This is a genomic window from Mailhella massiliensis (assembly GCF_900155525.1).
GTDB classification, from domain to species: Bacteria; Desulfobacterota; Desulfovibrionia; order Desulfovibrionales; family Desulfovibrionaceae; genus Mailhella; species Mailhella massiliensis.
On record NZ_LT706937.1, the window covers coordinates 137,186 to 160,544 of the forward strand.

At 58.2% G+C, this 23,359-nt stretch carries 16 protein-coding genes and 1 CRISPR repeat array; of the genes, 5 read left to right on the plus strand and 11 right to left on the minus strand.

Annotated elements, in window-relative coordinates; translation table 11 throughout:
* Positions 1-154 precede the first annotated feature (154 nt).
* The 5 genes from CZ345_RS01150 to CZ345_RS01170 all read right to left on the minus strand — a co-directional run bounded on the left by CZ345_RS01150 (position 155) and on the right by CZ345_RS01170 (position 7,487).
* Positions 155-955, minus strand: coding sequence for a sulfite exporter TauE/SafE family protein (locus CZ345_RS01150; RefSeq protein WP_077071365.1), 801 nt, complete (start codon positions 953-955; stop codon positions 155-157).
* Between the two features lie 92 nt (positions 956-1,047).
* Positions 1,048-2,724, minus strand: coding sequence for an FAD-dependent oxidoreductase (locus CZ345_RS01155; RefSeq protein WP_077071366.1), 1,677 nt, complete (start codon positions 2,722-2,724; stop codon positions 1,048-1,050).
* 20 nt (positions 2,725-2,744) lie between these two features.
* Complete coding sequence (locus CZ345_RS01160) at positions 2,745-4,382, minus strand: FAD-binding protein (protein WP_077071367.1); 1,638 nt, start codon at positions 4,380-4,382, stop codon at positions 2,745-2,747.
* Positions 4,379-6,328, minus strand: coding sequence for a TRAP transporter permease (locus tag CZ345_RS01165; RefSeq protein WP_077071368.1), 1,950 nt, complete (start codon positions 6,326-6,328; stop codon positions 4,379-4,381). Before CZ345_RS01165 ends, CZ345_RS01160 begins: the two co-directional genes overlap by 4 nt.
* A gap of 175 nt (positions 6,329-6,503) precedes the next feature.
* The gene (locus CZ345_RS01170; protein ID WP_077071369.1) at positions 6,504-7,487 is read right to left on the minus strand and encodes a TAXI family TRAP transporter solute-binding subunit; all 984 of its coding nucleotides are present in this window, start codon (positions 7,485-7,487) and stop codon (positions 6,504-6,506) included.
* Between the two features lie 229 nt (positions 7,488-7,716).
* Here CZ345_RS01170 and CZ345_RS01175 point away from each other — a divergent pair, with 229 nt between their 5' ends.
* Positions 7,717-8,646, plus strand: a complete 930-nt coding sequence (locus tag CZ345_RS01175; RefSeq protein ID WP_077071370.1) for a LysR family transcriptional regulator — start codon at positions 7,717-7,719, stop codon at positions 8,644-8,646.
* Positions 8,647-10,054: a CRISPR direct-repeat array (repeat unit 28 nt; unit sequence CTTCTAAACCGCCTGCGCGGCGGATAAC).
* A gap of 98 nt (positions 10,055-10,152) precedes the next feature.
* Here the strand turns inward: CZ345_RS01175 and cas1f are convergent.
* The 6 genes from cas1f to CZ345_RS01205 all read right to left on the minus strand — a co-directional run bounded on the left by cas1f (position 10,153) and on the right by CZ345_RS01205 (position 18,002).
* Positions 10,153-11,106 carry a type I-F CRISPR-associated endonuclease Cas1f gene (cas1f, locus tag CZ345_RS01180; protein ID WP_077071371.1) on the minus strand — a complete coding sequence of 318 codons (954 nt, stop codon included), beginning with the start codon at positions 11,104-11,106 and terminating at the stop codon, positions 10,153-10,155.
* Positions 11,097-11,621, minus strand: coding sequence for a type I-F CRISPR-associated endoribonuclease Cas6/Csy4 (locus CZ345_RS01185; protein WP_239446573.1), 525 nt, complete (start codon positions 11,619-11,621; stop codon positions 11,097-11,099). The genes cas1f and CZ345_RS01185 overlap by 10 nt, the downstream gene beginning before the upstream one ends.
* A 59-nt stretch (positions 11,622-11,680) precedes the next feature.
* The gene (csy3, locus tag CZ345_RS01190) at positions 11,681-12,739 is read right to left on the minus strand and encodes a type I-F CRISPR-associated protein Csy3 (protein WP_077071373.1); all 1,059 of its coding nucleotides are present in this window, start codon (positions 12,737-12,739) and stop codon (positions 11,681-11,683) included.
* Between the two features lie 9 nt (positions 12,740-12,748).
* Entirely contained in the window at positions 12,749-13,582 is an 834-nt protein-coding gene (locus CZ345_RS01195) for a type I-F CRISPR-associated protein Csy2 (protein WP_077071374.1), read from the minus strand.
* Positions 13,579-14,445, minus strand: coding sequence for a hypothetical protein (locus tag CZ345_RS01200; RefSeq protein ID WP_239446575.1), 867 nt, complete (start codon positions 14,443-14,445; stop codon positions 13,579-13,581). Before CZ345_RS01200 ends, CZ345_RS01195 begins: the two co-directional genes overlap by 4 nt.
* 350 nt (positions 14,446-14,795) lie before the next feature.
* Positions 14,796-18,002 carry a CRISPR-associated endonuclease Cas3'' gene (locus tag CZ345_RS01205; RefSeq protein WP_077071376.1) on the minus strand — a complete coding sequence of 1,069 codons (3,207 nt, stop codon included), beginning with the start codon at positions 18,000-18,002 and terminating at the stop codon, positions 14,796-14,798.
* A gap of 636 nt (positions 18,003-18,638) precedes the next feature.
* Here CZ345_RS01205 and CZ345_RS01210 point away from each other — a divergent pair.
* From CZ345_RS01210 to CZ345_RS01225, 4 genes are all read left to right on the plus strand, one after another.
* Positions 18,639-20,018 (plus strand): MATE family efflux transporter, encoded by a 1,380-nt coding sequence (locus tag CZ345_RS01210; protein WP_204224190.1) that lies wholly within the window; start codon positions 18,639-18,641, stop codon positions 20,016-20,018.
* Positions 20,019-20,341: 323 nt separating this feature from the next.
* The gene (locus CZ345_RS01215) at positions 20,342-21,301 is read left to right on the plus strand and encodes a DUF362 domain-containing protein (RefSeq protein WP_077071377.1); all 960 of its coding nucleotides are present in this window, start codon (positions 20,342-20,344) and stop codon (positions 21,299-21,301) included.
* A 392-nt stretch (positions 21,302-21,693) separates the two neighbouring features.
* On the plus strand, positions 21,694-22,656 hold the full coding sequence (locus tag CZ345_RS01220) for a hypothetical protein (RefSeq protein ID WP_077071378.1): 963 nt from the start codon (positions 21,694-21,696) through the stop codon (positions 22,654-22,656).
* Positions 22,641-22,946 carry a hypothetical protein gene (locus tag CZ345_RS01225; RefSeq protein ID WP_077071379.1) on the plus strand — a complete coding sequence of 102 codons (306 nt, stop codon included), beginning with the start codon at positions 22,641-22,643 and terminating at the stop codon, positions 22,944-22,946. Before CZ345_RS01220 ends, CZ345_RS01225 begins: the two co-directional genes overlap by 16 nt.
* The last annotated feature ends 413 nt before the right edge of the window (positions 22,947-23,359 follow it).

A 23,359-nucleotide genomic window follows, 5' to 3' on the forward strand; every position in this document is an offset into this window, starting at 1 on the left:
TCCTCATGCCCGGCAACAGGGGGGCGCTTCTTCCATGAAAAGCACGCGCCTGCCGTTCCGCGAAGCCGCTTTCCACGGCCGCGGGGATTAAAACAGAAAAGCGCGGCAATGAAAACCGCGATCTCCGCTTCCTTTTTTCTCCCGGAGAACAATGTCACAAGACGGAAAGAACGACATGCAGCGCCATGACGATATTCATGACGGCCACGGCCTTCTTCATGGCCGCAAGCGGCATGTTTTCGGCATGAAGCAGATACGCCCCGAACCTTGCCGTCACCACGGAGGGAACAAGAAGGCACAGCGCCCCGGGAAGGTACAGATATCCCAGCGACCACGCGGGAAGCTTCGCCTCTCCCCAGCCGGAAAGCATGTATCCGCAGGTGGAGGTTGCGGCAATGACAAGGCCGATGCCCGCGCTCGTTCCCACGGCCTGACGCCAGGGAACGCCTCTCCAGTGCAGCCAGGTAACGCAGATCAAGGTTCCGGCAAGCCCGCTCATGCTGGCAAGCAGCCCGAAAAAAGCCGCCGCCACCTCCAGAAAGGCCGTTTTCTCCCTGCAGGGCTCCCGGGATTTCTGCGGAAGAAGAATGTGCACCCCCATGAGCATGAGCACGGCGGCAAAAAGCAGCCTGAGAAAAAGCGCGGGCATGTGAGGAGCCAGAAATGCCCCGGCCATGCTCCCGGCAAACACATACGGTCCCATGCGCCGGAGAAGATCTCCGCGCAGCGACCCCAGCGCCCTGTGGGCCAGTACGCTGGACACACAGGTCAGAAGTATGGTGGCCGGAGCCGTGCCCACGGCCATCACATGCGCCATGCCCGGAGAAACGCCGAGGCGCGGCAACACTTCATCAAGCAGCGGAATGACGATGAACGAGCCGCCCATGCCGAGAAGGCCGTTGAGCAGGCCGATGAACGCGCCGCCGACCATGCATGAAGCAACAAGAAACAGCATTCTCCCCCCCTTTTTTCCGAAACTTCATCGTCAAAGGCCCCCCGGGCGCACGCCCGGAGGGCCTCCTTCTCACTGCAATACGGAGAGAGATGCTACAGCATCATGGTCAGGGGGAACTTGTAGGCAATGGACCCCGTGGGGCAGGCAATACGGCAGCAGCCGCAGTGCCAGCACTGGGCAGGATAGGCCACGGCGGGACCGTCGTCCGTCATTTCCAGAATATGGCCGGGGCAGCTTTCCACACAGGAACCGCATTCCATGCAGTGGCCGCAGTGCATACAGCGCGAGGCCTCCTTCACCGCCTGTTCCGGGGAAAGCCCGTCCTCCAGTTCATGGAAGGCCACGCCGGGCGCAGCGTCCTTCACCGGCTGCACCTGCCTCGGCGCATGTTCGTGGTAGTCGATGTTCATCATTTCCTCAAAGGCCACCACATGGGGTTCCACGCAGCTTTCCGCCTTCTGCGTGCACACGTTCCCTTCCTCGTCGATGAAAATGTCGAGGGGGGCCTGCTCTCCGCACAGGAAGCAGTGCAGGGCCACGGCGGCCCTGCGGCCCGCGCCTATGGCGGAAGCCACCAGCCCGGGACCGGAGGCCATATCCCCCGCCGCGAAAAGGCCGGGCACGGAGGTGCGGAAGTCGTCGTCCACCTTCACCATGCCGCGCGGCGTGCGTTCCACATCCATGCCGCAAAGCGCCGTTTCGTCGAGCTTGAGACCGCTTGCGCATATCACAAGGTCGGCGTCGAGCAGGAAGGCGGCTTCATCGGCCATTTCCGCATGAAGACGGCCCGTTTCATCGAAGCGGAAGGAGGAGACCTTTTCCGCCTTCACACGCAGGCGTCCGTCCGTCTCTTCCACGCTCCTGCTGAGCAGCGACTGATGAAGGCATATCCCTTCTTCCCGGGCCTGCCGTACCTCCTCGGCCGGGGCGCGCATGGAAGAATCGTCCTCAAGGCAGATGAGATGCACCGAGCGGGCCTTCAGACGCTTTGCGGTGAAGGCGCAGTCGAAGGCCACGCCGCCGCCGCCGAGAATGGCCACGTCGCGCCCTTCAAGGCTCTCGCGCTCCAGCGTCATGCGCCTGAGCCAGTTCACGGCCGTTTTCAGGTGCTCCCTGCCGGGAATATCGAGAATGCGTTCCTTCCACAGGCCCGTGGTCATGAGGCAGGCGTCGTAACGCTCCAGAAGGTCGGCCACCATCACGTCGCGTCCTGCGGTGACGTTGGTGAAGACCTGCACGTCGCCTTCCACGGCCGCGGCGCATTCACGGTCCACCACATCCTTGGGCAGGCGGAAGTCGGGAATGACCTGACGGGGCGCTCCGCCCATGACGGGCGAAGATTCATATACGTCCACGCCATGCCCCAGAAGGGAGGCAAAACGCGCTGCGGCAAGTCCGGCAGGGCCCGCGCCCACCACGGCGATGCGGCGGCCGCTTTCCGGCAGCGGACGGAGCCTGAGGCCTCGACCGTGATCGGCGGCAAAACGCTCCAGGCTGTGTATGGCCATGGGCTCATCATAGGAAGTTCTGTTGCACTTTCCCTCGCAGGGATGAGGACATACGCGGCCCGTCACCCCGGGGAAGGGGTTGCGGACATGCAGCCACAAAAGAGCCTCGTCCACACGGCCTTCCGCCAGAAGGGTATGAACTTTCTGTATGGAATTTCCGAGAAGGCAGGCCTTCTCACAGGGAGAAGTGCGCGTCTGGCGGAAGTCGCCGCTGTTCTGGATGAAAGGGATTTTCCATTCCTTGCTGTAAATAGGGGGCATTGTTCTCTCTCCTTCCGCCATTACAGCCAGAACGTGCTGGGCTGGCCGTCTTTTTTGATCACCGCGAGAATCTTGCCGTTGTAGGCGTCGCTTTTTTCCGGGTAGTCGCTGCGGCGGTACACGCTTCTGCCGCTTTCCCTGCGCTCACGGGTGCACAGGGTGGAAAGCACGCAGGAGGAAAGCAGGTGTTCCGCCTCATGCACCATCATGAGTTCGTGCATGTTGGAGGCCTTTACCCGGCCCATGTAGGTGGCAATGAAGCCCAGGCGCTCCAGGGCGATGTCCATGCCCGCCTCATTGCGCACATATCCCATGTAGTACGACATGACCTGCCGGATGGAGGATTCGAACATCGCCTGGTCGATCACGTCGCCCTTCACGGCAAGAGGCGCGCCGATACGGGCGCATTCGGCCTGTATCTCCTCTTCCAGATCACCGAGGTCCACGGGCGCGGCAAGGCGGCCTGCGGCGGAACGTCCGGCAAGGTAGCCGCTGCACAGGGAACCGGAGAAGGTGTAGAACACGCATCCGTTGTACAGGCCGGGCACGGTGGTTTCATAGTGATCGTCCGTGGCGAGCATCCCGCTGAATTCAATCTCGCCTATCTCGATTTCCATGGGGGCCTTGGCGAAGTCCACGCCGCGCTGCTCGCAGTAGTCGAGGAAGGTGGCCTTGTCGCCGGGCATGAGCACATACTGCAGGTGATGGAGCAGCTCGGGGTCGATGTGGCGCATTTCCATATGGAAGGGCCCGCGGCCTTCCACCAGTTCCCTGTGCGTGCCGTTGATCTGGAACTGACGGGGGCAGTTTTCCATCTGCGGATGATACCTGGGCATGAACCTCTCGCCGAGGGCGTTCAGTTCGTGCGCGCCGGAACCGTTGATGCCGTTCATGCCCGCGCAGCCGAAGCCCTTGGGAATAAGCGTGGCCTGCTGCTTCACGTCCATGTTGATGATGCGCGCGCCCGCCTCGTAGGCAAGAGCGTACTGGCTGCCCGTGTTGAAGGGGCTGTGCCAGGTATTGTACGGGTTGCCCGTGGAATTGGCGGAGGCACGGTTGCAGCTGTTGCCGAGGGCGAGAATGACGGTGGATGCGGCGATGACGTATCTGGTTCCGTCCAGCACGTTGAAGCCCACGGCCCCGGCGATGCAGCCGTCCTTTTTGAGCAGACGGGTGATCATCACATGGTCGAGCACGTCCGCGCCCATGGCGCGCAGCCTTCGGGCGATGAGGCGCTTGATCTTCTGCCCTTCGGCGATATTGATGTACCAGGCCGGTTCCCCGCGGCCCGCGGTGCGCAGGTAGCTCCCGTCGGGATTGTGCAGAAGGTGCACTCCCTCCGCTTCCAGAAAGGCCACCATGTCGGGCATGACTTCGCCCCAGTCGCGTATCTGCTTTTCCGAAACGCCGGAACCGGGCTTGTTGTGCACACGGACAAGGTCGTCGATGGTGTCGTCCGGCTCGTCGGTACCGAGCACCGCGACGAAATGGTCGTTGCCGCCGCCCAGACAGCCGGAACTTTCCAGCTTGCCCTTGTCCACCATGAGCGTCCTGACTCCGGCCCTTCGGGCGGCCAGAGCCGCGCCGCAGCCGGCGGCGCCCGTACCGAGGATGAGAAGATCCGTTTCCAGGCGGATAATCTGAGGATTCATGGTCATGCTGCCTCCCGGATGACCCTGTCCCGCAGCGCGGGGTCGGGGTTGTTCTTTCTGATGATGTACTGATGCGCGTAGATGAAGGCGAAGATGGCGAAGCCCACGATGTCGGACCAGCCGGCGGGCCAGATGAAGATGAGCCCGCCCGCGATGAGCAGCAGGCGATAGAAGCGGGAACGCAGGGGACCGTGCAGATAGCCTTCCAGACCGGAAGCCACGCAGGCCACGCCTATGGTGGTCACCACCGTGGAATAGGCGATGTCGAACAGAGAACCGTCCATGAGAAGGCCCGGGCGGTACATGAAGACGAAGGGCACAAGGTATGCCGCAATGGAAAGCTTCACCGCCTGCACGCCCGTGCTGTTGGGGTTGCCCTCCGATATGCCTGCGGCGGCGTAGGCGGCCACGGCCACGGGCGGGGTTATGGCGGAAATGGCGGCAAAGTACACGATGAACAGGTGCGCGCCCATGAGGGAGAACTTGAATTCCAGAAGAGCAGGAGCCGCAAGCGTGGCGGTGAGCACATAGGCGGCGGGCACGGGCATGCCCATGCCGAGCACGATGCACACAAGAGCCACCATGGCGAGGCAGAGTCCGCTCTGGCCGCCCGTAGCCGCAAAAACAAGGCTCGTGAACTTGCCGCCGAGGCCGGTAAGCATGATGCCGCCTATGACCATGCCCGCAGCGGCGGAAGCGTTGGCCACGGTAAGAATGCCAAGGCAGGTCTTGCGCAGCACGCCGTAGAGTTCCTTTATGCCCATGCGGTGCCCGGGGATGAACCAGCTGACGACGATGACGGCCAGCGTGGCGCACAGGCCCACCACGGTGGGGCTGACGCGCTGCACGATGAGGGTGACCAGAATCACGATGGGAATGAGGTAGAGCCAGTTTTCACGCAGCACCTTGCCGGCGGGGTCCACAGGGTGTTCGTCGTCGGCGATGGGGCGCATTCCCTGCATCACGGAACGGTCGTGCACCTGAAGCATGAGCGCCACATAGTAGATGACGGCGGGAATGGCGGCGGCAATGGCGATGTCGATATAGGGAATGCCCGCCACGTCCACCATGAGGAAGGCGGCCGTGCCCATGATGGGCGGCAGGATGGACGCGCCCGAACAGGCGGAAGCCGCCACGGCGCCCGCAAATTCCGGCGTATAGCCGAGCTTTTTCATAAGAGGAATGGTGATGCTGCCGGTGGTCACCACGTCGGAAACGGGGGAACCGGAAACGGTACCGTACAGGGCGGAGGCGATGACGCTGATCTTGGCGGGGCCGCCGCGCATACGTCCGGCGATGGAGGCAGCAAGGCTGAAGAAGAACTTTCCGCCGCCTGCGGCGTTGAAGGTGTGGCCGAAGAGCACGAACATGAACACATAGGTGCAGGCCACGCCGAGGGGAGTGCTGAAAATGCCGTCGTAGGTGAACACCATGCGGTCGAGGAAGGTTTCCAGCGAGCAGCCGCGGTGCCCCCAGTAGCCGGGCAGGTATTTGCCTACGAAGTTGTAGGCGATGAAGACGAGGATGATGCCGAGAAGCACGGGCCCCACGGTGCGGCGCGTCACTTCAAGCACCAGCAGAACACAGGCGGAAGTGACCACCCAGTCGGCGGGCAGCAGCGGATCGACGCCGGTCCAGCGGTTGATGATGTCCGTACCGTTCACGGTAAGGTACATGCCTATGCCGAGGCTCGCGACGGCGAGAATGATATCCGCTACGGGCACATTCTCCGATTCCTTCGGCTCGCTCTTCACCGGAGTGAAGCAGATGAAGGTGAGCGCCACGGCAAAGGAAACGAAAAGCCCGCGCAGGATATAGGAATCAATGAACCCGAACGGCGCGCCGTACAGTTCGATGGCGGAAAATATCAGAACAAGCACGCCGGTGATCTTCACCCACAGCGGAGACAGGTTCCTTCTGCGTCCTTCCTTGAAAAGCATTCCGAGTGTCATAGTTTTTCTCCGGAAAGAGAATTCTGGTAATGTGGGGACAAAAACGTCCCTCACCGCTTCGGACACATGTTCCGGCGGCCGAAAGAACAAAACAGAGCGGGGGAATTTTCCTGCGGGGGAATTCCCCGCAGGAAGGGAGGCGGAAGGGAGCCTGGAATCCCTTCCGCCGGGAGGACTACTTCTTCAGCTTCGCGGCATAGAACTTCTCCGCCGCAGGATGCATGGGAATGGCGGTATTGGCGGCCATGGCCTCCAGCGAGAGATCCTTCAGGTTGGAGTGCACGGTACGCAGGTAGTCGAGGTTCTGTTCCATGGCGTTCAGCACGCCTTCCACCAGTTCATCGGGCGTATCGATACTGGTGATGAGCAGAAGCTGCGTGGTTACGGTTTTGCAGTCTTCCTTCTGGAAGGGGTACGTTCCGGCGGGAATGGTGATGGAAGTGGAACCGAGTTCCCGGTTCAGCCCTTCAATGACGGACTCGTCCAGAGAAAGCAGGCGCAGGTCATGCTTCTGCCCCAGCTCGAAGAAACGGCTGGAAGGGTACTGGCAGACTTCGATGATGGCGTCCATCTGGCCGGCGTCCCACAGATCCGTGGCTTCCGGGCCGGGAATCTTGAAAATCTTGCCGCCCCAGGAGGTGATGTCCTTATACGGGGCGCCGTACAGCTCCAGCGTTTTTTCCGACATGATGTCGATCACCGTGCCCTGACGGTTCACGGTCACCTTGAGGGGATACTTCTTGGCCTTGATGTCGGAAGCCTTCTCGATGCCGGTCTTCGCATCCACAAAGAACTGCAGGGCCTGCATGGGGTTCAGCACGGCCACAAGGCGGAGCTTGTCCATCTTCGCCCTGAAGGGAGCCTCGCCCTTCAGAGCGCGGATGGTCAGAAGATCGCTGGCGATGCCGAACTGCACGTCGCCCTTGTTGACCATGACCTGATTGGGGCCGTCCTTGCCGGGTTCCGTGGTCACGCGCGCGCCCTCAAAGCTGCGGCGGACGGTTTCCCCCACACCTTCGGTAATGATGGCCCAGAGGCCGCCGGAACCGCCGCCCACAATGGTCATGTCATGGCTTGCCGCACGGCAGGTCGCGGCGGAAGGAAGGGCGAAAACACCCGCCATGAAAAGACTCAGGCATGTTCTGGTAAGAGAGTTCATACATCCCTCCTGGTGAAAATTTTCATATATCATCTTGTAATGAAAAATAGACAGGAGGAAAAATATCTTTTAGTCTCGAAAATCATATCGAAAAGAAATAGATCGAAAGTATTGTTTTCAATAATTTCAGTAGAATGCATAAAAAAACTCTTTCTTAAAACTATTTTTCTCATGGCTTCGCCATACAGCCCCGCCCCGGGAGTTTCCCCGTAAGAACTTGGAGAAAGTCATGGATTTCAAAAGGTTGGAATACTTCTGCTCGCTTGTGGAATTCGGTTCGTTCAGCAAGGCGGCCACTTCCCTTCACATTTCGCAGCCTCCGCTTTCCCAGCGGATCAAGGAACTGGAGGAGGAGCTCGGCGTTACGCTCATCCACCGCACCAGCCGGAGCTTTCAGATCACTCCTGCGGGGGAGGAACTCTATCACCGCGCCCAGTTCATCCTTTCCTACATTCACGCCTTTGAGAAAGATTTTCTGCGCAGCGGCGATCCTGTTTCCGGTCATGTACGCATAGGCGTATGCCCGCCTTGCAATTCCTTCATGCTTGAGGCTCTGCCGGAACTGCAGAAGCTGTACCCGCAGCTTACCTACAGGCTCTGGCTCATGGACAATCAGAGTCTGGAACGGCACATGCAGGAAGTGCATCTGGATCTGTGCCTGGCGCAGCTTCCGCTCAAGAATCAGAACTACCGGATCATTCCTCTGCGTTCCTCACACTACTGCGCGCTTTACGGCTCCGGCCTTGCCGCTCCCCGCAAAAAAAGCGTGCGCCCTGCCGACCTGAAGGATGTGCCGCTGCTTCTTTCCCGCCGCAGAGACGACGGCGGCAGCTACAACCAGATCATGAAAACCTTCCAGAAGGAAGGAATCGTGCCGCAGGTCTTTGCCGACACGCAGGATGTGCGCATCATGGTGGAACTTCTCAGCCGGGGGCTGAACGCCGCCGCCATTCTGCCGGAAAGCGAAGTCCCGAAGAACTGCACTCTGGAATGCCGGAGGGTGCACTTCAGCGAGCTGTGCACCCTGCCCGTCATTCTGGTGCTCAGACAGGCGTACATTTCCCACGCGGCGTACCGTGTCATCCAGTTTCTCTACGAACGCTTCCGCTCCCCGGAAGACAGGAAGGATCATCTCTCCCAGCTCTTCAGTGAAGAATGATCTCGATACCGCCTGCGCGGCGGATAACTTTCTCACCATGGCAGGAGTGACAATCCTGCACTTCTAAACCGCCTGCGCGGCGGATAACGTGATCGCAACCTGCATCCGTTTTCTGTGTGGCTTCTAAACCGCCTGCGCGGCGGATAACAGCAGGAGCCGCAGAAATGAGCGGTGCGGACTCTTCTAAACCGCCTGCGCGGCGGATAACGACTACGGCAGGCTCGACGTGGACACGACCACCTTCTAAACCGCCTGCGCGGCGGATAACTCTTGATGAACCATCGCACGGGGTATGATCGTCTTCTAAACCGCCTGCGCGGCGGATAACGTTCTTCTGCGTGCTCTCGAAGTTATCAATGGCTTCTAAACCGCCTGCGCGGCGGATAACTCCCGCCGCCCCAGTCTGCGCTTCATCGGCAACTTCTAAACCGCCTGCGCGGCGGATAACTTTCCGCCCATATCCACGGGCGTGATGGCATACTTCTAAACCGCCTGCGCGGCGGATAACGGCATATACGTTATAGCCGTTTTCCAGCAGCTCTTCTAAACCGCCTGCGCGGCGGATAACACGCCGAAGTGGGAGCCGAAGCCGGGGGAACTCTTCTAAACCGCCTGCGCGGCGGATAACACCATTGCCATGATGGAATCGCGCATGGAGTTCTTCTAAACCGCCTGCGCGGCGGATAACATCCCCTTTAGCAAACAAGGGATGCTTCTGACCTTCTAAACCGCCTGCGCGGCGGATAACGGTGGTGCAAGGCAGGCCCTGTCTGTCGTGATCTTCTAAACCGCCTGCGCGGCGGATAACGCAAGCTGCACGCGACGCTGTGCGAAGCTGTACTTCTAAACCGCCTGCGCGGCGGATAACTGGGGCCCATTCCGTTCTTTGTTGGCGTTGTCCTTCTAAACCGCCTGCGCGGCGGATAACTCACTACGTTCGAGTGTTTGTCGCCAAAAGTACTTCTAAACCGCCTGCGCGGCGGATAACGCTCCCACGTTGCCCGTGGTGCGCGGCATGGCCTTCTAAACCGCCTGCGCGGCGGATAACAAGGTGGTGTCCACCCAGACGGGCACGTTCACCTTCTAAACCGCCTGCGCGGCGGATAACTACACCATGCAGGGCATCCAGAACGTCGAGCACTTCTAAACCGCCTGCGCGGCGGATAACGTTTTCCATTTCGTGCATGGCAGGACACTTCACTTCTAAACCGCCTGCGCGGCGGATAACCAGCCGTCCATACTGCGCTTGTCCTTCCCCTCCTTCTAAACCGCCTGCGCGGCGGATAACATCAAAGAAGAGCGCAGCGTCGATAAGGTCATCTTCTAAACCGCCTGCGCGGCGGATAACAGCAGGCGGCGCAGGTGCTCGGCAGCGAGGAACTTCTAAACCGCCTGCGCGGCGGATAACTAGAGCTTTCTGCTAAAAAATTCTGTTATTTCAGCATACGGCGACACTTTTTGCCTAAAAGTCTTCCCCATTGAGGGTATCCACATATCATACTTATATTATTGAACTTTTTTACAAGCTTTCTCCATGAAGTCAAAAAGAAAGTCCAACACCTCCTTTTCCTGACACAAATCTATAAGACTCAGACGGAACTCCTGCGGAGAAGCCCCCTTCTGAGCGCATTCAAACGCCAGCGGCATAACCAGGGCATCCTTGATGATATCGGCCAGATCGAACACCAGCGCGCCCCGACGTGTCTTGCCGTGCAGCACCGGCATGGCAAAGCTGATCCCCAGTCCGCAAAGAACTACCGACGCATAGCCATAGGCTATGTAATTGCCATGATCCAGAAAACCATTGCAGATATCTGCAAGAGAAGAAGATGCTCTTTTTCCTTCCTCTCTTTTAAAGGGAAAACCGTGCCCTCCGGCAAGATCGGCGTACAGGCGTCTGGCCCAGCGAGCTTCCACAAGCAACAGCTCCTGCGTTCCCTCTGCCCGACTCAACTCCGCATCCACCTGCTGCCGAAGCGCCTCTGAAACAGATATGCCAAGCTGAGACAAAGAGATATTATCCCGCCAGGCTTCCGCCGTCAGCCTCACTCGCTCCTTCAGGAAATACCGGGCCAGTTCCAGTCTTTTCTCTTCCTGAAACCAGAGCCTGCTCCACTCCTGCATATAGTGAGTCGGGCGATACTCACTTTGCGGGACAAGAAAGACCGGATCAACCGCCCCCGACAAAGGGGAACCTCCAGACCCGCAAAATCCCACCAGTACCTGCGATGCCGCCAGCCTGCGCATCGCGGCATCGGTAATGGAAGTCCCCTTTCCCAGCAGCAGAAAGGCCGTATTCCGCTCGGGAATGTTGAATATCTGTTCGAACTCGCCGCCGTCATCCGTAAGATAAACAACACGTTCATCCTGCTGTATTACCCGCGCGTGCTCCAAATAAAAGACATTGGCCCTTTTGGAAAGCATAAGCGGGCGGGGTTCCGTTTTATTTCTCAAAGCCATGGCAGCTCCGGCAGGCAGAACCGGTGTTCTGCTCCGCAGAATCCGTACCCGTTGGGGACGCACTCCCCAGTGGGAGCTTCTCCTTCCATACGCCGCACATGCAGAGAAAAACGGCTCTTATTGCTGCCGCTTCTGAGTATGAAGAATACCAGCCCCTCCGCTCTTGCCTGTCTCATGCGCCTCTCGCGCAAAAGGCCATGCTCCGCGCCTTCATGCCTGTCACTGGCAAGCGTAGGAATGCGAAACCGCGAATGACTGAACCATGGGCCGGTAAAATCTTCCGGTACTCTGCGGGGGATTTCGCAGCGCCCATAATCTCTGAACCACGGAAAGGCGGCAAGCTCCCGCTGAAGCAGCTCAAGATCTTCACGGTCGGACGCAAACACCCGCAGCTGCCCCGCCCTCTCCGCCACGCTGCCCGGCGAGGGTACGGCTACGGCAAAGAGCCCTTTTTTTTGAGAAAAAACACTGTGCAGGCAGGCCAGAATACGGCCCCGCATGAAGGCCGCGCTCATACCGGAATCCTCGCCCTCCACTATCGGAGAAAGCGTGCAGTACCATAACGGCTTCATCTCTAATCGCTCCCGGAAAAAACGCCGCCACGGATAAGACATGCCAGCAGGAACTGCCCTTCATCCGAAAGCGGATCAAGCTCCGCCACACGCAACAGCAGCTTGAAACCGGAAGCATCCCCCTGGTTACGGAAAAACAGTTGAGCATCCAGACTTGCGCCGTTGGGCTCTACAGGAATGGGAATATTTCTTTCCGTAAAACCGGGATACCATGTGTCTACTGTACGCAGCGCATTGCCGATTTTCTGATCACGCAGCGCCGCCTGCCCCATGATGCGCACGGCATGCCTGTCCTGCTCTCCGGCAACCGCCCCCACGCAGTACAGGGGGCGTGCAAAACCACGAGCCTTGTTCTCCAGATAGTTCTGAGAAGGAAATACCTCTACGGGGCCCTCCATGCCGAAATCCATACGGGCGGTCACCCGCAGCGTTGCATGGGTGTCGCCCTTCCAGCCGCGGGCCAGTACCGATGCCGCCTTTTTCTCATCTTCGCTGAAGTCGGTAAAAGAATGCAGCGGGATACTGAGCGCATCAAATATGCAGGACGATCCTTCGGGCATATCCACTCGCACGGAAACCGCGGCAGCTGCGGCACGGTTGCGCCATAAAAAACGGCCGTTGGCAATGTTACGGACATAGCGCAGGGCCAGCCTGTCCAGAGCATCCCCGGCTTTGGCCCCGGCAAGGAAGGTTCGGATCTCCTCCTTGAAGGCAAGGATCTCCTTCATATCGTCTTTCTGTCCGGGCGCACAGGCAAAAAGAGCCTTGTCTACATCCACACCGCGCAGAGAAAAACGAACCTGAGCAGCCACGGATCCGGCGGCGGTTTTAGCGCTGTCGGTAGTCTGAATATTGGAAACTTCCTCGCGCTTGGCGCTTGCGGCAGATTCCGCCCCCTTTTTACTTGCCTTGTTCACATTCTGCGTTCCCCGTATGCCGTGCCTCATCACAGGCAGAGGAACAACACTTCCATCCTTCATTTCACTGTAAAAAAGGCCGTCCGTCATCACAAGACAACGCTGAAACGACAATACCCCGGGAAGTTTCTTTATTTTTGCCATATCTGCTCCTTACCACTCATTATATGCTTCCTTGTCCTGCTGAAGGACAAATACGTCGCCAGCCTCTTCCGGCCACAGAGGACGCCACAGGGCGTCTTCCGCATCATTTTCCCGCAGCCACGATCTCAGGGAACAGTACTGCACCATACCTACAAGGGGCTCGGCAAACGCATGCAGAAAACCGTTTCTGGCTCCGGCTCTGTGCTCAAACGGAGTAACGGCAGCATACCCTACGCAGGCTGCAGCAAGCCAGGTATTCCCTTTTTCCGCATCCGGAGCTGCCCCCAGAGCCTCCACCAGAAGTGCAGCCTGATCTTTCCCCTTTCCTTCAAGCATATCCCTGCGATCCGTCAGCACATAGCCGCCGCCAAGACAGCGCAATGCATCATCCATACTGCGATACTCGCCGACAGGTCCGTGACGTATGATACTGCCGCCCGCAAAATGCGCATTATGCAAAAATATCTCGGCCGCGCGCATGTCCTCCATGTTTTCCATCTCCCATATCATGCTGACGCTCATGTGTGCGCAGGCGACGGGCTGAAGGGAAAGCGCATGTTCATTTTTGGAAGAATAATCTTTTCCTCTGGACGAACTGCCGAAGGTAAACGCCGCTCCCCGCCTCTGCTGCGGAGAAAAAACGCCGAAAAAACTCTGCCCCAGAGGTTCACGGTCATGATGAATGAAGGCAACGCCCGTTACCTTCGCACCTCCGCCCACATGATGGCACAGCGCTTCGCCAAGACCATACGCTGCGCACAGAGGCGGCCCGCCCATAAGAAAGGATGCCGACATCATATTGGCAGCCTGTACGCGTATACGGGGAAAAACAAGATATTTCATCGCAGAGCTGCCTCCAGAACAGCGGCTACCGTAGATCCTGCCGTAACATCAAGTGCCAGAATACGGCTTCCGTCCAGGTAAAGTGCCCTTTCCGCCGCGTCCATAATGGCCAGTGCCATGCGGCGGGGCCATGTTCCATCGCGCAGTTCCGGTTCCAGCAGTCCTCCCGTCGCCGACGAGGCCACACTTTCGGCAACAAGAATGCGCCGCCCCGTCTTTACATCGAAACGCTCGGGCAGTCTGTCCGCACATTCCAGCAACAGCCCGCGTGCATCATCCCCTGCTGAAAGTACAGCTTCCGCCAGCTTTTTCAGAAGGCGCTCCTCCTCCTGCCTCACATCAAGACGACTGCGTCCTTCCTGAGCCGACTCATTGTCCAGTCCATGGTGAGAACGGAACCGTGCATAGTCAAGAAGGCAATCCTTCATGGAACCGGGACGGGAAAAATCCAGCGGCAGACCGTGATGATAAAGAAAAAGCGCTTCCCTTATGCCGAAAGCAGTACGCGGGGCGTCGATAAACAGGGGTTTCTGCATGGCCCTCACCAGCCCGCCTATATTCTGCGGATTGGAACCGCCTATACCGAACTGCCCCTGTCGTATGCGCCGGAGCGAGGCCTGCCCGCTCTGTTCTTCCTCATGCTTTCCGTCGTCATCCGCCTTCTTGTTGTGGCGGGATACCAGTCCTTTCTCCGCACCGCAAATAAACTCGCACAATCCGCCGGAGGTGATGGGCGTCACGGCAACAAAGCCTTCTTCCACACGCTCACAGGGAAGAAGCACCTGCCGCAGACGATGATCCACAAAGTCCGTCCCTACGGTAAAATAGTTTCCATAGGCTTTTTCCACTTCTTCACGAATCATGTTCTTTTCTTCCGCAGAGGCCAATTTTGCACGTTCCTCTCCATTCAGCACAGCACGCATCTGAGCGTACACTCCGGCTGTTTTTGCACCTCCTTCCCCATAGTCGAGTGCCAGCCGTACACCACGGGACATAAGTGTCCTTACGGAAACATAAGGAGCATCCCATGCCTTTTTTTCCGTAATCCGCACACCGGAGAGTTTCGTATTGGAATTGACCGTCTTGGAAGAAAAATGAATCAATGCAGAAGAAACTTCGGCATACTCTTCAAAAGAATAAGACTTCCATCCCTTTTCCCCATGCTTCTTTTCTTCGACATTCTGCCCAATGGCTTCGGCATCATCCATATTTTTTACTCCATATCCGTTATCATCCTTTTTATTCCAAAGCCTTCATCATACTCCCATCTCACATGTACGACTTCACCATTTTTTATATTATCATAATTTTGTAATTCTACTATCATGGATTTTTCGCCATGTACACCCATTTTTTCACATAACAGACACATTTCATCTACGTTAAGATTAAGCCATGCATTCTCTGGTGCAGAAGCAACAGTCCAGAATCGTTCATCTCTTGCCAGCCAGTCCTCTTTCGGACCTTTTGGTCCGGCACGCACGATCAATTCTTCAAACACGGTTCCGTCGTCATCACTTCGAGCACGCCACACGCTCGTCGTTCCGCTTCTATCACGAAGCGGAGTATCCTTGTAAATACGCTCGGAAAGAAGTTGTGCCGGAACAATGCTGCTGGAAAAAAGCCTCCTTCCTCCCTCCAGGGCGAAATATTCCCGCAGGCGTTCCATGATGGCACGGTCGTCCCTTCGCGCCAGACCGCACCATTCCGTATTCAGGCGAAGTGCTGCTGAAACGGCAAGCGTTTCGCCGTTCCACGGAAGCAGTCTGCCCAGATCATGCGTTTCATACCTGCTCCTTCTGCCCGGCCTCTCGTACCCCGGCCAGCAAAAGGCCGGAAGCATATGGCGCCCTCTCTCCTCATTGCGGCAATGCCTCCAGTTGAACTGCAGTACCGCGATGTTGGGCGTATGACAGGGAGTGCAGCGATGCCGGTTGACACGCCCTGCTGTCTGCACCAGAGATTGGGCACTGGACACGTCTATGACTGCCCAGTCGAAATCGTGATCACGCCCCACTTCCTCCACAGGCGTGGCCACAACCACAAAGGGGACATCCTCGCCGCTGCGGGCGGCCTGCTCCAGTATCGCATGAACCTCGGCATCCTCCGTGATATGGCCTTCGCCTCCTGCACGGGAAAGAAGAAAATCAAGCCGCAGCTCTTTGTAAAAACGGGCTATTTTCCAGTCGTTGCCATGATAACAGGCCACGCGGGCAAAAGGCAGAGAGACGGCAAGAAACCTGGCTGTGTCCACGGCGGTAGCCACGTTGGCTACACGGACAAGGCCGAAGGAATAGCGCGTGCCTGTACTCCTGTCGGCAAGAGCATGGGCGGCATGCAGATCAAGTACCGCCCGCAGCACGGCTTCCTGCCAGCCTTTTTCATGCTCTTCCACACGGTACAGGCGCGCCATACGACAGGCTTTCTCCCGATGCAGTGCCTCAAGCTGCGCCTGCACACGGCGTTCATAATCCAGTCGTGCCGTTTTTCCCCGTTCCATGGGATCAAGGGCTGCGGGAAATGCCCTGCTTTCAGGAGCAAGCAGATTATCCACAAATGCTCTGACATAAAGAGTTCCTTCCCCGGCCCCTCCCCTCAGCAATCTGGACATCTCCGCACCAGAGGCATAGGCATCCTCTACAGCCTCAGCCACAGGGCGGGACAACGTAGCCGTGGAACAGATCACATTGCGCCCGAAAAAAGCACTCCACTGTACCAGCCGCAGTACCGCAACCAGCGCCTCGGGTTCGTAGGAATCAACCTCATCCAGCACCAAATCTGCGCTCATGAGGCGCAGAAGCGCTTTGACGTGATGCCCCTGCAACTGCGGTTCTCCCGCTGCGACAAGATAGTCAATGGTGGAAACTAAAAGAGGTGCTCCCAGTACACGCTTTTCCTGCGGACGGGAAAAAAATGGCTCCAGCCAGGTCGGTAATGTCCAGTGCCCTCCGAAAGTCGCTGCCTCCATTTCCGCAATGTTGCCGTCGTCGTCATTCCAGCCGTCAGCGCAGTTCTCTTCCGCAGCACGGAACAGGGCACAACTTACCGCGTCGCCCACCACCGTAGCCATATCCTCATCCGTTATGCCGAGCTGCTTCTTCAGCGCAGCCCCCGTCTGCAGTGTCAGGCTGCGCAGGTTCAAAGCAATGGAAAGGCGAGGTTCCGCCATACGGGAAAGAATGCATGCCGCCCGTACGTTCATACGGGTCTTGCCGCTGCCGGTTCCCGCCATATTGAAAAGCAGCACGCCGCATTCCGGGTAATCCTCCCTTATCTGCCCGAGAGCATCGGCCGCAACATCCTGCCAGAAAAAACGCCCCGGTCCGGCATGGTGCATCACTGCCTCCAGAGCAGAGGGAGAAAGTCCGTCCAGTTCCCTGTCCGGCTGCCGTACAAGAAATGCCATACGGTAAAGTACATCCGCAGCGCGCGTCGACACCATCCGTACATGCTGTTCCAGGCGCTGATTCAGCCCTCCAGCCCCATTTCCGCTGTTGGCAAACATGCGTTTCAGTTCCGTATCCGAAGGCATATTCACGGCGGATACGGTATGATCCGCAAAAATCAGCGCAGCACGCGCGTAGAGAAAAAGAGCCCTCCAGTAAGCCGTATTCTCTTCTCCCTGATACCGCTCCGCCAAGTTCTCCAGACGGCGATGCAGGCGATGCACCTCATCCATAAGGCTTTCCTCAACATCTCCCCATGGACTGAACAGATCCTTAAGTTCTTCCGGGCTGATGAAACTTCCCTTCCGTACCAGTCTTCCTTCCGGCGAAGGCAGTTCTGAAGAAAAAAGTCCGTGATGCAAAGCAATAAGGGCATCCAAACATTCTCCGGCAGAGGAAATGCCGTAGCGAGAGGCATTGCAGAGCGTTCTTTCGCCAAGGCGTGTCTCCGTATAACGTATCTTCTCCAGCCCTTCCCATGCCTGCCGCCAGCTTTTTCCTCGGCGCAGTTCTCCCCATAGCATGCGGGAAATCCATTCATGGCGCACGGCGTCGGATTTTTCCGCAAGTTTTCTCAGCTTTTTCTGAAATTTGCATGAGCCTTTTCCCAAATCGTGCAGCAAACCGGCAAGGCGTACCAGAAGACCGGCCACACGCAGCCACTCTGGAAAAAGTCCGGCAGGCGCTTTTTTTCGGCGACGCCCTGCGGGAAATCTGCCGTCCGGTCCGAAGTTACGGCGCGACCCTACAATCCACAAAAGCTTCATTCGCCGCCCGCCGTCATTCCGATAACAGGCCACCGCCGTCTGTCTTGTGGCTTCCGAGGCAAGTGCCGTACGCACCTGCTGAAGCCCCTCCTCCGTCATGGGAGAAAGCCAGCATCGCTCTCCCGCCCGCAACGCATAACTGTCCAAGATTCTGCGTGTCCGGCGAACCGCCTTCCTGCAACATGCAGAAATAAAAACCACATGCACCCTTGCCCCCTTTATATATGAAGTATCATAGAGTTACTTTTCCTCTTTCTTCTTGGAAAAACTTTTAGCGAGTTCAAGCAAGCATAGAAAATCCCCTCTCCCCTTTCAACAGGAAAACACATCTACGCTACTCGAAAAAGCATTGCCATAATACAAAAGTCTTAATCCCCGTGCTCCATAATCTTCTTATTCCTGCACAGTCTGCTCCCCGTCTGACTTTTCTCAAAATCTTCCGCAGAACCAAAACATTCACAATCTCGCATCGGTCATCTTTCCGCATATCGCTGTTCTCAAAAACGGCCCTCCTCTGACGACGTTTTCCCCATCTTTTTTCCACGTCAAAAAAAAAACATCCCGGCTGTTACTTCAAGATTTCCGTGCTGTACGAGAATATACAATACATTTCCGTTCCGCCCCAAGGCTTTTCCGGCATGAGGAGATGCCGGGCACGGCATCGGCGCGTGCAACCGGCCTCCTCTTCTTCCCAAGAAGCTTGATTTTATTACACAGTGCGGGCACTTGCGCACAACTCACCCCCTGCGCTCACGCTGGACATGGCACAAGAAAGTGATACGTTTCTGTCATCATTTCCACCCGCTTCAAAAAAAACAGCAAGCCCCTGCCGTGGAGGAGACCATGGGACATTCCCAGCACATGGATATGCTGCATGGCCCGCTGATGGGCAAACTCATTCTGTTTGCCCTTCCCATCGCTTTCAGCAGCATCTTGCAGCAGTTATTTATTTCCGCGAATGTCGCCGTCGTCGGTCATTTCGTCAGCGCCCAGGCCATGGCGGCCGTGGGCGGCAACGGCCCCATCGTCAACCTCATCATCAACCTCTTTCTCGGTCTTTCCGTCGGGGCGAACGTGGTCATTGCCCGGTACGTCGGCCGGGAAGATGAAGAAGGCTGCCAGTCGGCAGTACATACCGTCATGGCCGTCTCCATACTGAGCGGTCTCTTTCTGCTTGTCGCCGGGCAGGTGCTCGCACCTTTCATGCTGAAGCTCGTGGATGTGCCGGAAGACGTCATGGATCTGGCGGTACTGTACCTGCGGATATACTTCCTCGGTATGCCGTGCATCATGGTCTACAACTTCGGCGCGGCGGTACTGCGCAGCGTGGGCGATACGAAACGCCCCATGTACAGTCTGATCGCGGCGGGCATCGTCAACGTCACGCTGAGCCTTGTTCTTGTGCTGGTCTTCAACATGGGCGTCGCCGGTGTCGGTCTGGCCACGCTGGCGGGCAACGTCGTCAGTTCCGGGCTCGTGGTCTACTTTCTTCTGAATGAAGACGACCTGATCCGCCTCTCTCTGCGCAAGCTGTCCATCGCCAGAGTACACCTTGTCAGAGTCATCAAGATAGGCGCCCCGGCGGGCCTTCAGGGCATGATCTTCTCCCTGTCCAACGTCTGCATTCTCTCCGGCATCAACGGTTTCGGTTCCAGCACGGCGGCAGGCTCCGCCACGGCCATCAACTTCGAATTCATCTCCTACTTCTTCATCAACGCCTTCTGCCAGGCAACGGTTACCTTCACCAGCCAGAACTACGCCATGTGCCGCCTCAGCCGGTGCAGGAAAATCTTCCGCGAAGCCATGACCTGCGGCATTCTGCTTTCCGGCGCAACCTGCCTCATCTTCACTCTGGGGGCGGCCTGGTTCACCGGATTCTATACCAGCGATCCGGAAGTCATACGCCATTCGGTAACGCGGGTCTCCATCGTGGAAAGTATGCAGTGGCTTTCGGCAACCTATGAAATCAGCGGCGCGGCCCTGCGCGGCATGGGCATATCCATGCTCCCGGCCATCGTCACCCTCGTCGGCTCCTGCATTCTGCGCATCGTGTGGGTCTATTCCGTCTTCCGCATGGTTCCCACCTACGAAATGCTGCTCTCCGTCTACCCCGTTTCGTGGGCCATCACCGGCCTCATCATGCTTGTCGCCTACTTCCTCATCCGTAAAAAGCTGTTCTCCGAACGCTCCGAAGGCGGTTACTGCAAGCCTCTGGACTTCTAGCGAGTCCCCCCTTCTCCTCAGCCGGCCGCCGGAAAAAGCCCGAGCCCGGTAAAAACACATCTTCCCCCTGCCGGAACGCGCCGCTCTCCGTCAGGGGGAATTTTGCAGCCGGTCCATTCCGGCACAACGCCTGCGTCCGTTCTTACGGCACGATCAGGCAACTATTTGAGGCGATCACACCTTTATTTCCGTCTTCTCTCCTTTTAACATCACAGGCAGAATCTCCCGTGCGCGAAACGCGGGGCTTCTCCCCGCCGCGCTCCGTACCGTCTGTCCTGCCGGAACGACGTTCCGCCTCCGTTCCGGCGCTCTGGAGGAACACCATGAGCATTTCCCGTCGAAGCTTCGTCAAACAGGGGCTTCTTGCCGCCGGAGCCGTGGCTACCGGCCTTGTTCCCTCTCCCGCCCCGGGTTCATCCCACATTCCCAAAGTCTATTTCAGCAGAGAACTCAGCGCAGAAAGCCTGCTCAGGCTGTACGGCATGGTCAGCCGGAGCATCACCGGCAGGGTGGCCGTCAAGCTGCATACCGGGGAACCGGACGGGCCCAACATTCTGCCCCGGGAATGGGTCAAGGCTTTTCTTGCCGAAGTTCCGCAGGCAGCCATCGTGGAATGCAACGTGCTGTACGACAGCCCCCGACAGACCACGGAAGGGCACCGCAGAACGCTGGAACAGAACGGATGGACCGGCTTCACCACCGTGGACATCATGGATGAGGACGGCGATACCCCGCTCCCCGTCCGGGGCGGCAGGCATCTCAAGGAAGTGGCCGTGGGGAGCCACCTGCTCCATTACGACTCCATGGTGGTGCTCACGCATTTCAAGGGGCATGTCATGGGCGGCTTCGGCGGTTCCCTCAAGAATATCTCCATAGGCTGTGCCTCAGGAAAAACGGGAAAACGCCAGATACACAGCGATGGAAACCGGCTCTGGGTCGGAGGCCCGCTGTTCATGGAACGTATGGCGGAAGGCGGCAAGGCTGTCGCCGACTACTTCGGCAACCGCATCACCTACATCAACGTGCTCAGAAACATGTCCGTCAGCTGCGACTGCGAGGGGGTGAACGCCGAACCGGTACGCCTGCCCGATCTGGGGATTCTCGCCTCTACGGATCTTCTCGCCATCGACAAGGCTTCCGTGGACATGATCTATGCCCTGCCGGAAGAGATTCGCGCTCCCATGGTGGAACGCATCGAATCCCGTTCCGGCCTGCGGCAGCTCTCCGCCATGAAGGAACTGGGCATGGGGAGCGAGCGGTATGAACTTGTCACCGTCTCATAAGCGCCGCCTCTGCGCATGACGCCTTCAGGAGGACACATGGCGCTGCACGAGAGACAGGCCCGGGAAAGGCAGCAACACCTTTGCCCGGGCTTTTCCTGTTCCGGCCTTTTCCTCCGCCGCAGAGGCATACGCCCCCGGAGTGTGCCTGCCCGTCTCTTCCGAGAGGCAACACGCCGTTTCTCCATGAAACGAGCTTTCCGGCCTCATCGTCCTTCTTTTCCCCGCCCTTTTCCCCCCCTTAGTCGTATGGTCCCGCCCGTTCCGGGACCGGCATAACGGACATATCCGGTCTTGAAGTCGCAAGGAGCATACGCTATGCCGATACCAGAACTCTCTTTTCCCCGCCCCGGGAAGCCTCCTCCCCGCAGAGCTCCCGCCATGGAGGCCGCCTTATGTCGCTGAACATCTCCCGCAGAACGCAGGGACTCTTCGGACTGCTGATCGGCTGCGTCATCCTCTTCGGGGGGCTTCTTCTGTGGCAGACGCATTCGTTCCGCACCATGACCGAAGCCGTATCCACGCGCCCCTTCGGCCCCTTTGTTCTGGAAGGCCGATTTCTCGACAAGGGCATTCTGCACGGAGGGCTGGAACTTCGCCTGGGCTTTCCGGGAGAACAAGGCATGGAAGAGGCCTTTCTCACCTTGAAGGGCTCCTTCCGACCCGGACTTTCCCCTTCCCTCAAGCTTCATGCCGTTCCCCCGGACAAGGCGGAAGCGGACGTATTTTTTGAGGCGGAACCGAAAGTCCGTATCGACTTCAGCATGGGGATGACTCTCCTGAAAGCCGACATCCGCTGGAACAAAGCCACCACAGATCGCGATACGCTGGGCGAAGGCGCCATAACGGCCTGCCTTGAACCTGCGGCGGACAGCGTCGCCCGCATACGGGTGAAGGGTCGTCTTGCGCCTTCCGAAAGCCGCCTGGACAGCGGCGGATTCCTCTCTCTGGGCGAAAAAAACTTCTCCTATGCGTATGAGCCTGCCCCGCGGCGCATGGAACTTTCCTATGAAAGCGGGGGCGATATTCTGCAGGATGCCCCTCCCCTCTTCCTTTCGGGGCCTCTCCGCTTCTCGTTATCCGCCGTCGCTTCCGGGGAAGGAAACCGTCAGGAAAATCAGGCCTCCCTCGACCTGAATGCCAGAAACCTCACGCTTCCGGGCGAGGATATGCCCCCTGTGGACATCCGTTTTTCCGGTACGCTCGCCTCTCCGCCCTCCTTCTGGCTTCCCTGCGCGCTTTCGCAGCTTCTTTTCTCCTCATCCTGGTCGATGATACCGGGCATCTGTCCTTCCCCGGCTGCGGAAACGGGGAAACGTTCCATGCCCTGCAGCAGGGGCCCGTGCACGGCAGCGTGAACGAATGCGTACTTGCATGGCGCGGAACCTCTCTCACCCTGAACGGAACATTCCATAACGAGAAAAGTTTTCTTGCCGAAGGCAACGTAAGGGCTGTTTTTCCCAGGGGCTCGTCGGAAAACATGGACGCTGCCGACCTGCTGACGCAGCAGCTTCGCACCACGTTTGAAGAAATGACCGCCGAGGGGGCCGCCCGGTGTCTTTCCGTGGGCGAATATGAAACGCGCATCAGGGCAACCGTCACGTCCGAAGGCGTCCTTGAACTGACCGGGGACGGCGTGGACCTGTAAACCCTTACCGCCCGACGAAACAAACGGATGCTGGGTGAGGCGGCCGAAACAGGTTCCCTCGTCATCGCCGTGTCGATCATTCCGGTGAATGAGACCTTCAGACGGAAGGGCGTGGAACAAGCCGCAGGCCTGCCGTGGAAAAAGCGCGTTCGCCCTGCTCCCGGCACATTGCCGAAGCCCCCTTTCCAAGGAGGAGAACTGCGCGCAAATATCCTTCCGACTCCCCGGCGCCTGCATGGACGGAACACGCTTCTTCCGTAAACGGTACCGTTCTTCCAGACTGGCCGGAGTTTCCTCTGCCGCATTCCCGGCATCACGCCCGTTAAAAAGCATCAGGCATGGCGTCATATCCACGAAAACGCCGCTGAGTTTCGCAGAGCTGCCGCCTTTTCGCCCGAACGCCGGAGAACATG

Bases quoted from the DNA above. Each gene is read 5' to 3' on its own strand.
- CZ345_RS01150 (WP_077071365.1), bottom strand. From the start codon at position 955: ATGCTGTTTCTTGTTGCTTCATGCATGGTCGGCGGCGCGTTCATCGGC.
- CZ345_RS01155 (WP_077071366.1), bottom strand. From the start codon at position 2,724: ATGCCCCCTATTTACAGCAAGGAATGGAAAATCCCTTTCATCCAGAAC.
- CZ345_RS01160 (WP_077071367.1), bottom strand. From the start codon at position 4,382: ATGACCATGAATCCTCAGATTATCCGCCTGGAAACGGATCTTCTCATC.
- CZ345_RS01165 (WP_077071368.1), bottom strand. From the start codon at position 6,328: ATGACACTCGGAATGCTTTTCAAGGAAGGACGCAGAAGGAACCTGTCT.
- CZ345_RS01170 (WP_077071369.1), bottom strand. From the start codon at position 7,487: ATGAACTCTCTTACCAGAACATGCCTGAGTCTTTTCATGGCGGGTGTT.
- CZ345_RS01175 (WP_077071370.1), top strand. From the start codon at position 7,717: ATGGATTTCAAAAGGTTGGAATACTTCTGCTCGCTTGTGGAATTCGGT.
- cas1f (WP_077071371.1), bottom strand. From the start codon at position 11,106: ATGGCTTTGAGAAATAAAACGGAACCCCGCCCGCTTATGCTTTCCAAA.
- CZ345_RS01185 (WP_239446573.1), bottom strand. From the start codon at position 11,621: ATGAGCGCGGCCTTCATGCGGGGCCGTATTCTGGCCTGCCTGCACAGT.
- csy3 (WP_077071373.1), bottom strand. From the start codon at position 12,739: ATGGCAAAAATAAAGAAACTTCCCGGGGTATTGTCGTTTCAGCGTTGT.
- CZ345_RS01195 (WP_077071374.1), bottom strand. From the start codon at position 13,582: ATGAAATATCTTGTTTTTCCCCGTATACGCGTACAGGCTGCCAATATG.
- CZ345_RS01200 (WP_239446575.1), bottom strand. From the start codon at position 14,445: ATGATTCGTGAAGAAGTGGAAAAAGCCTATGGAAACTATTTTACCGTA.
- CZ345_RS01210 (WP_204224190.1), top strand. From the start codon at position 18,639: ATGGGACATTCCCAGCACATGGATATGCTGCATGGCCCGCTGATGGGC.
- CZ345_RS01215 (WP_077071377.1), top strand. From the start codon at position 20,342: ATGAGCATTTCCCGTCGAAGCTTCGTCAAACAGGGGCTTCTTGCCGCC.
- CZ345_RS01220 (WP_077071378.1), top strand. From the start codon at position 21,694: ATGTCGCTGAACATCTCCCGCAGAACGCAGGGACTCTTCGGACTGCTG.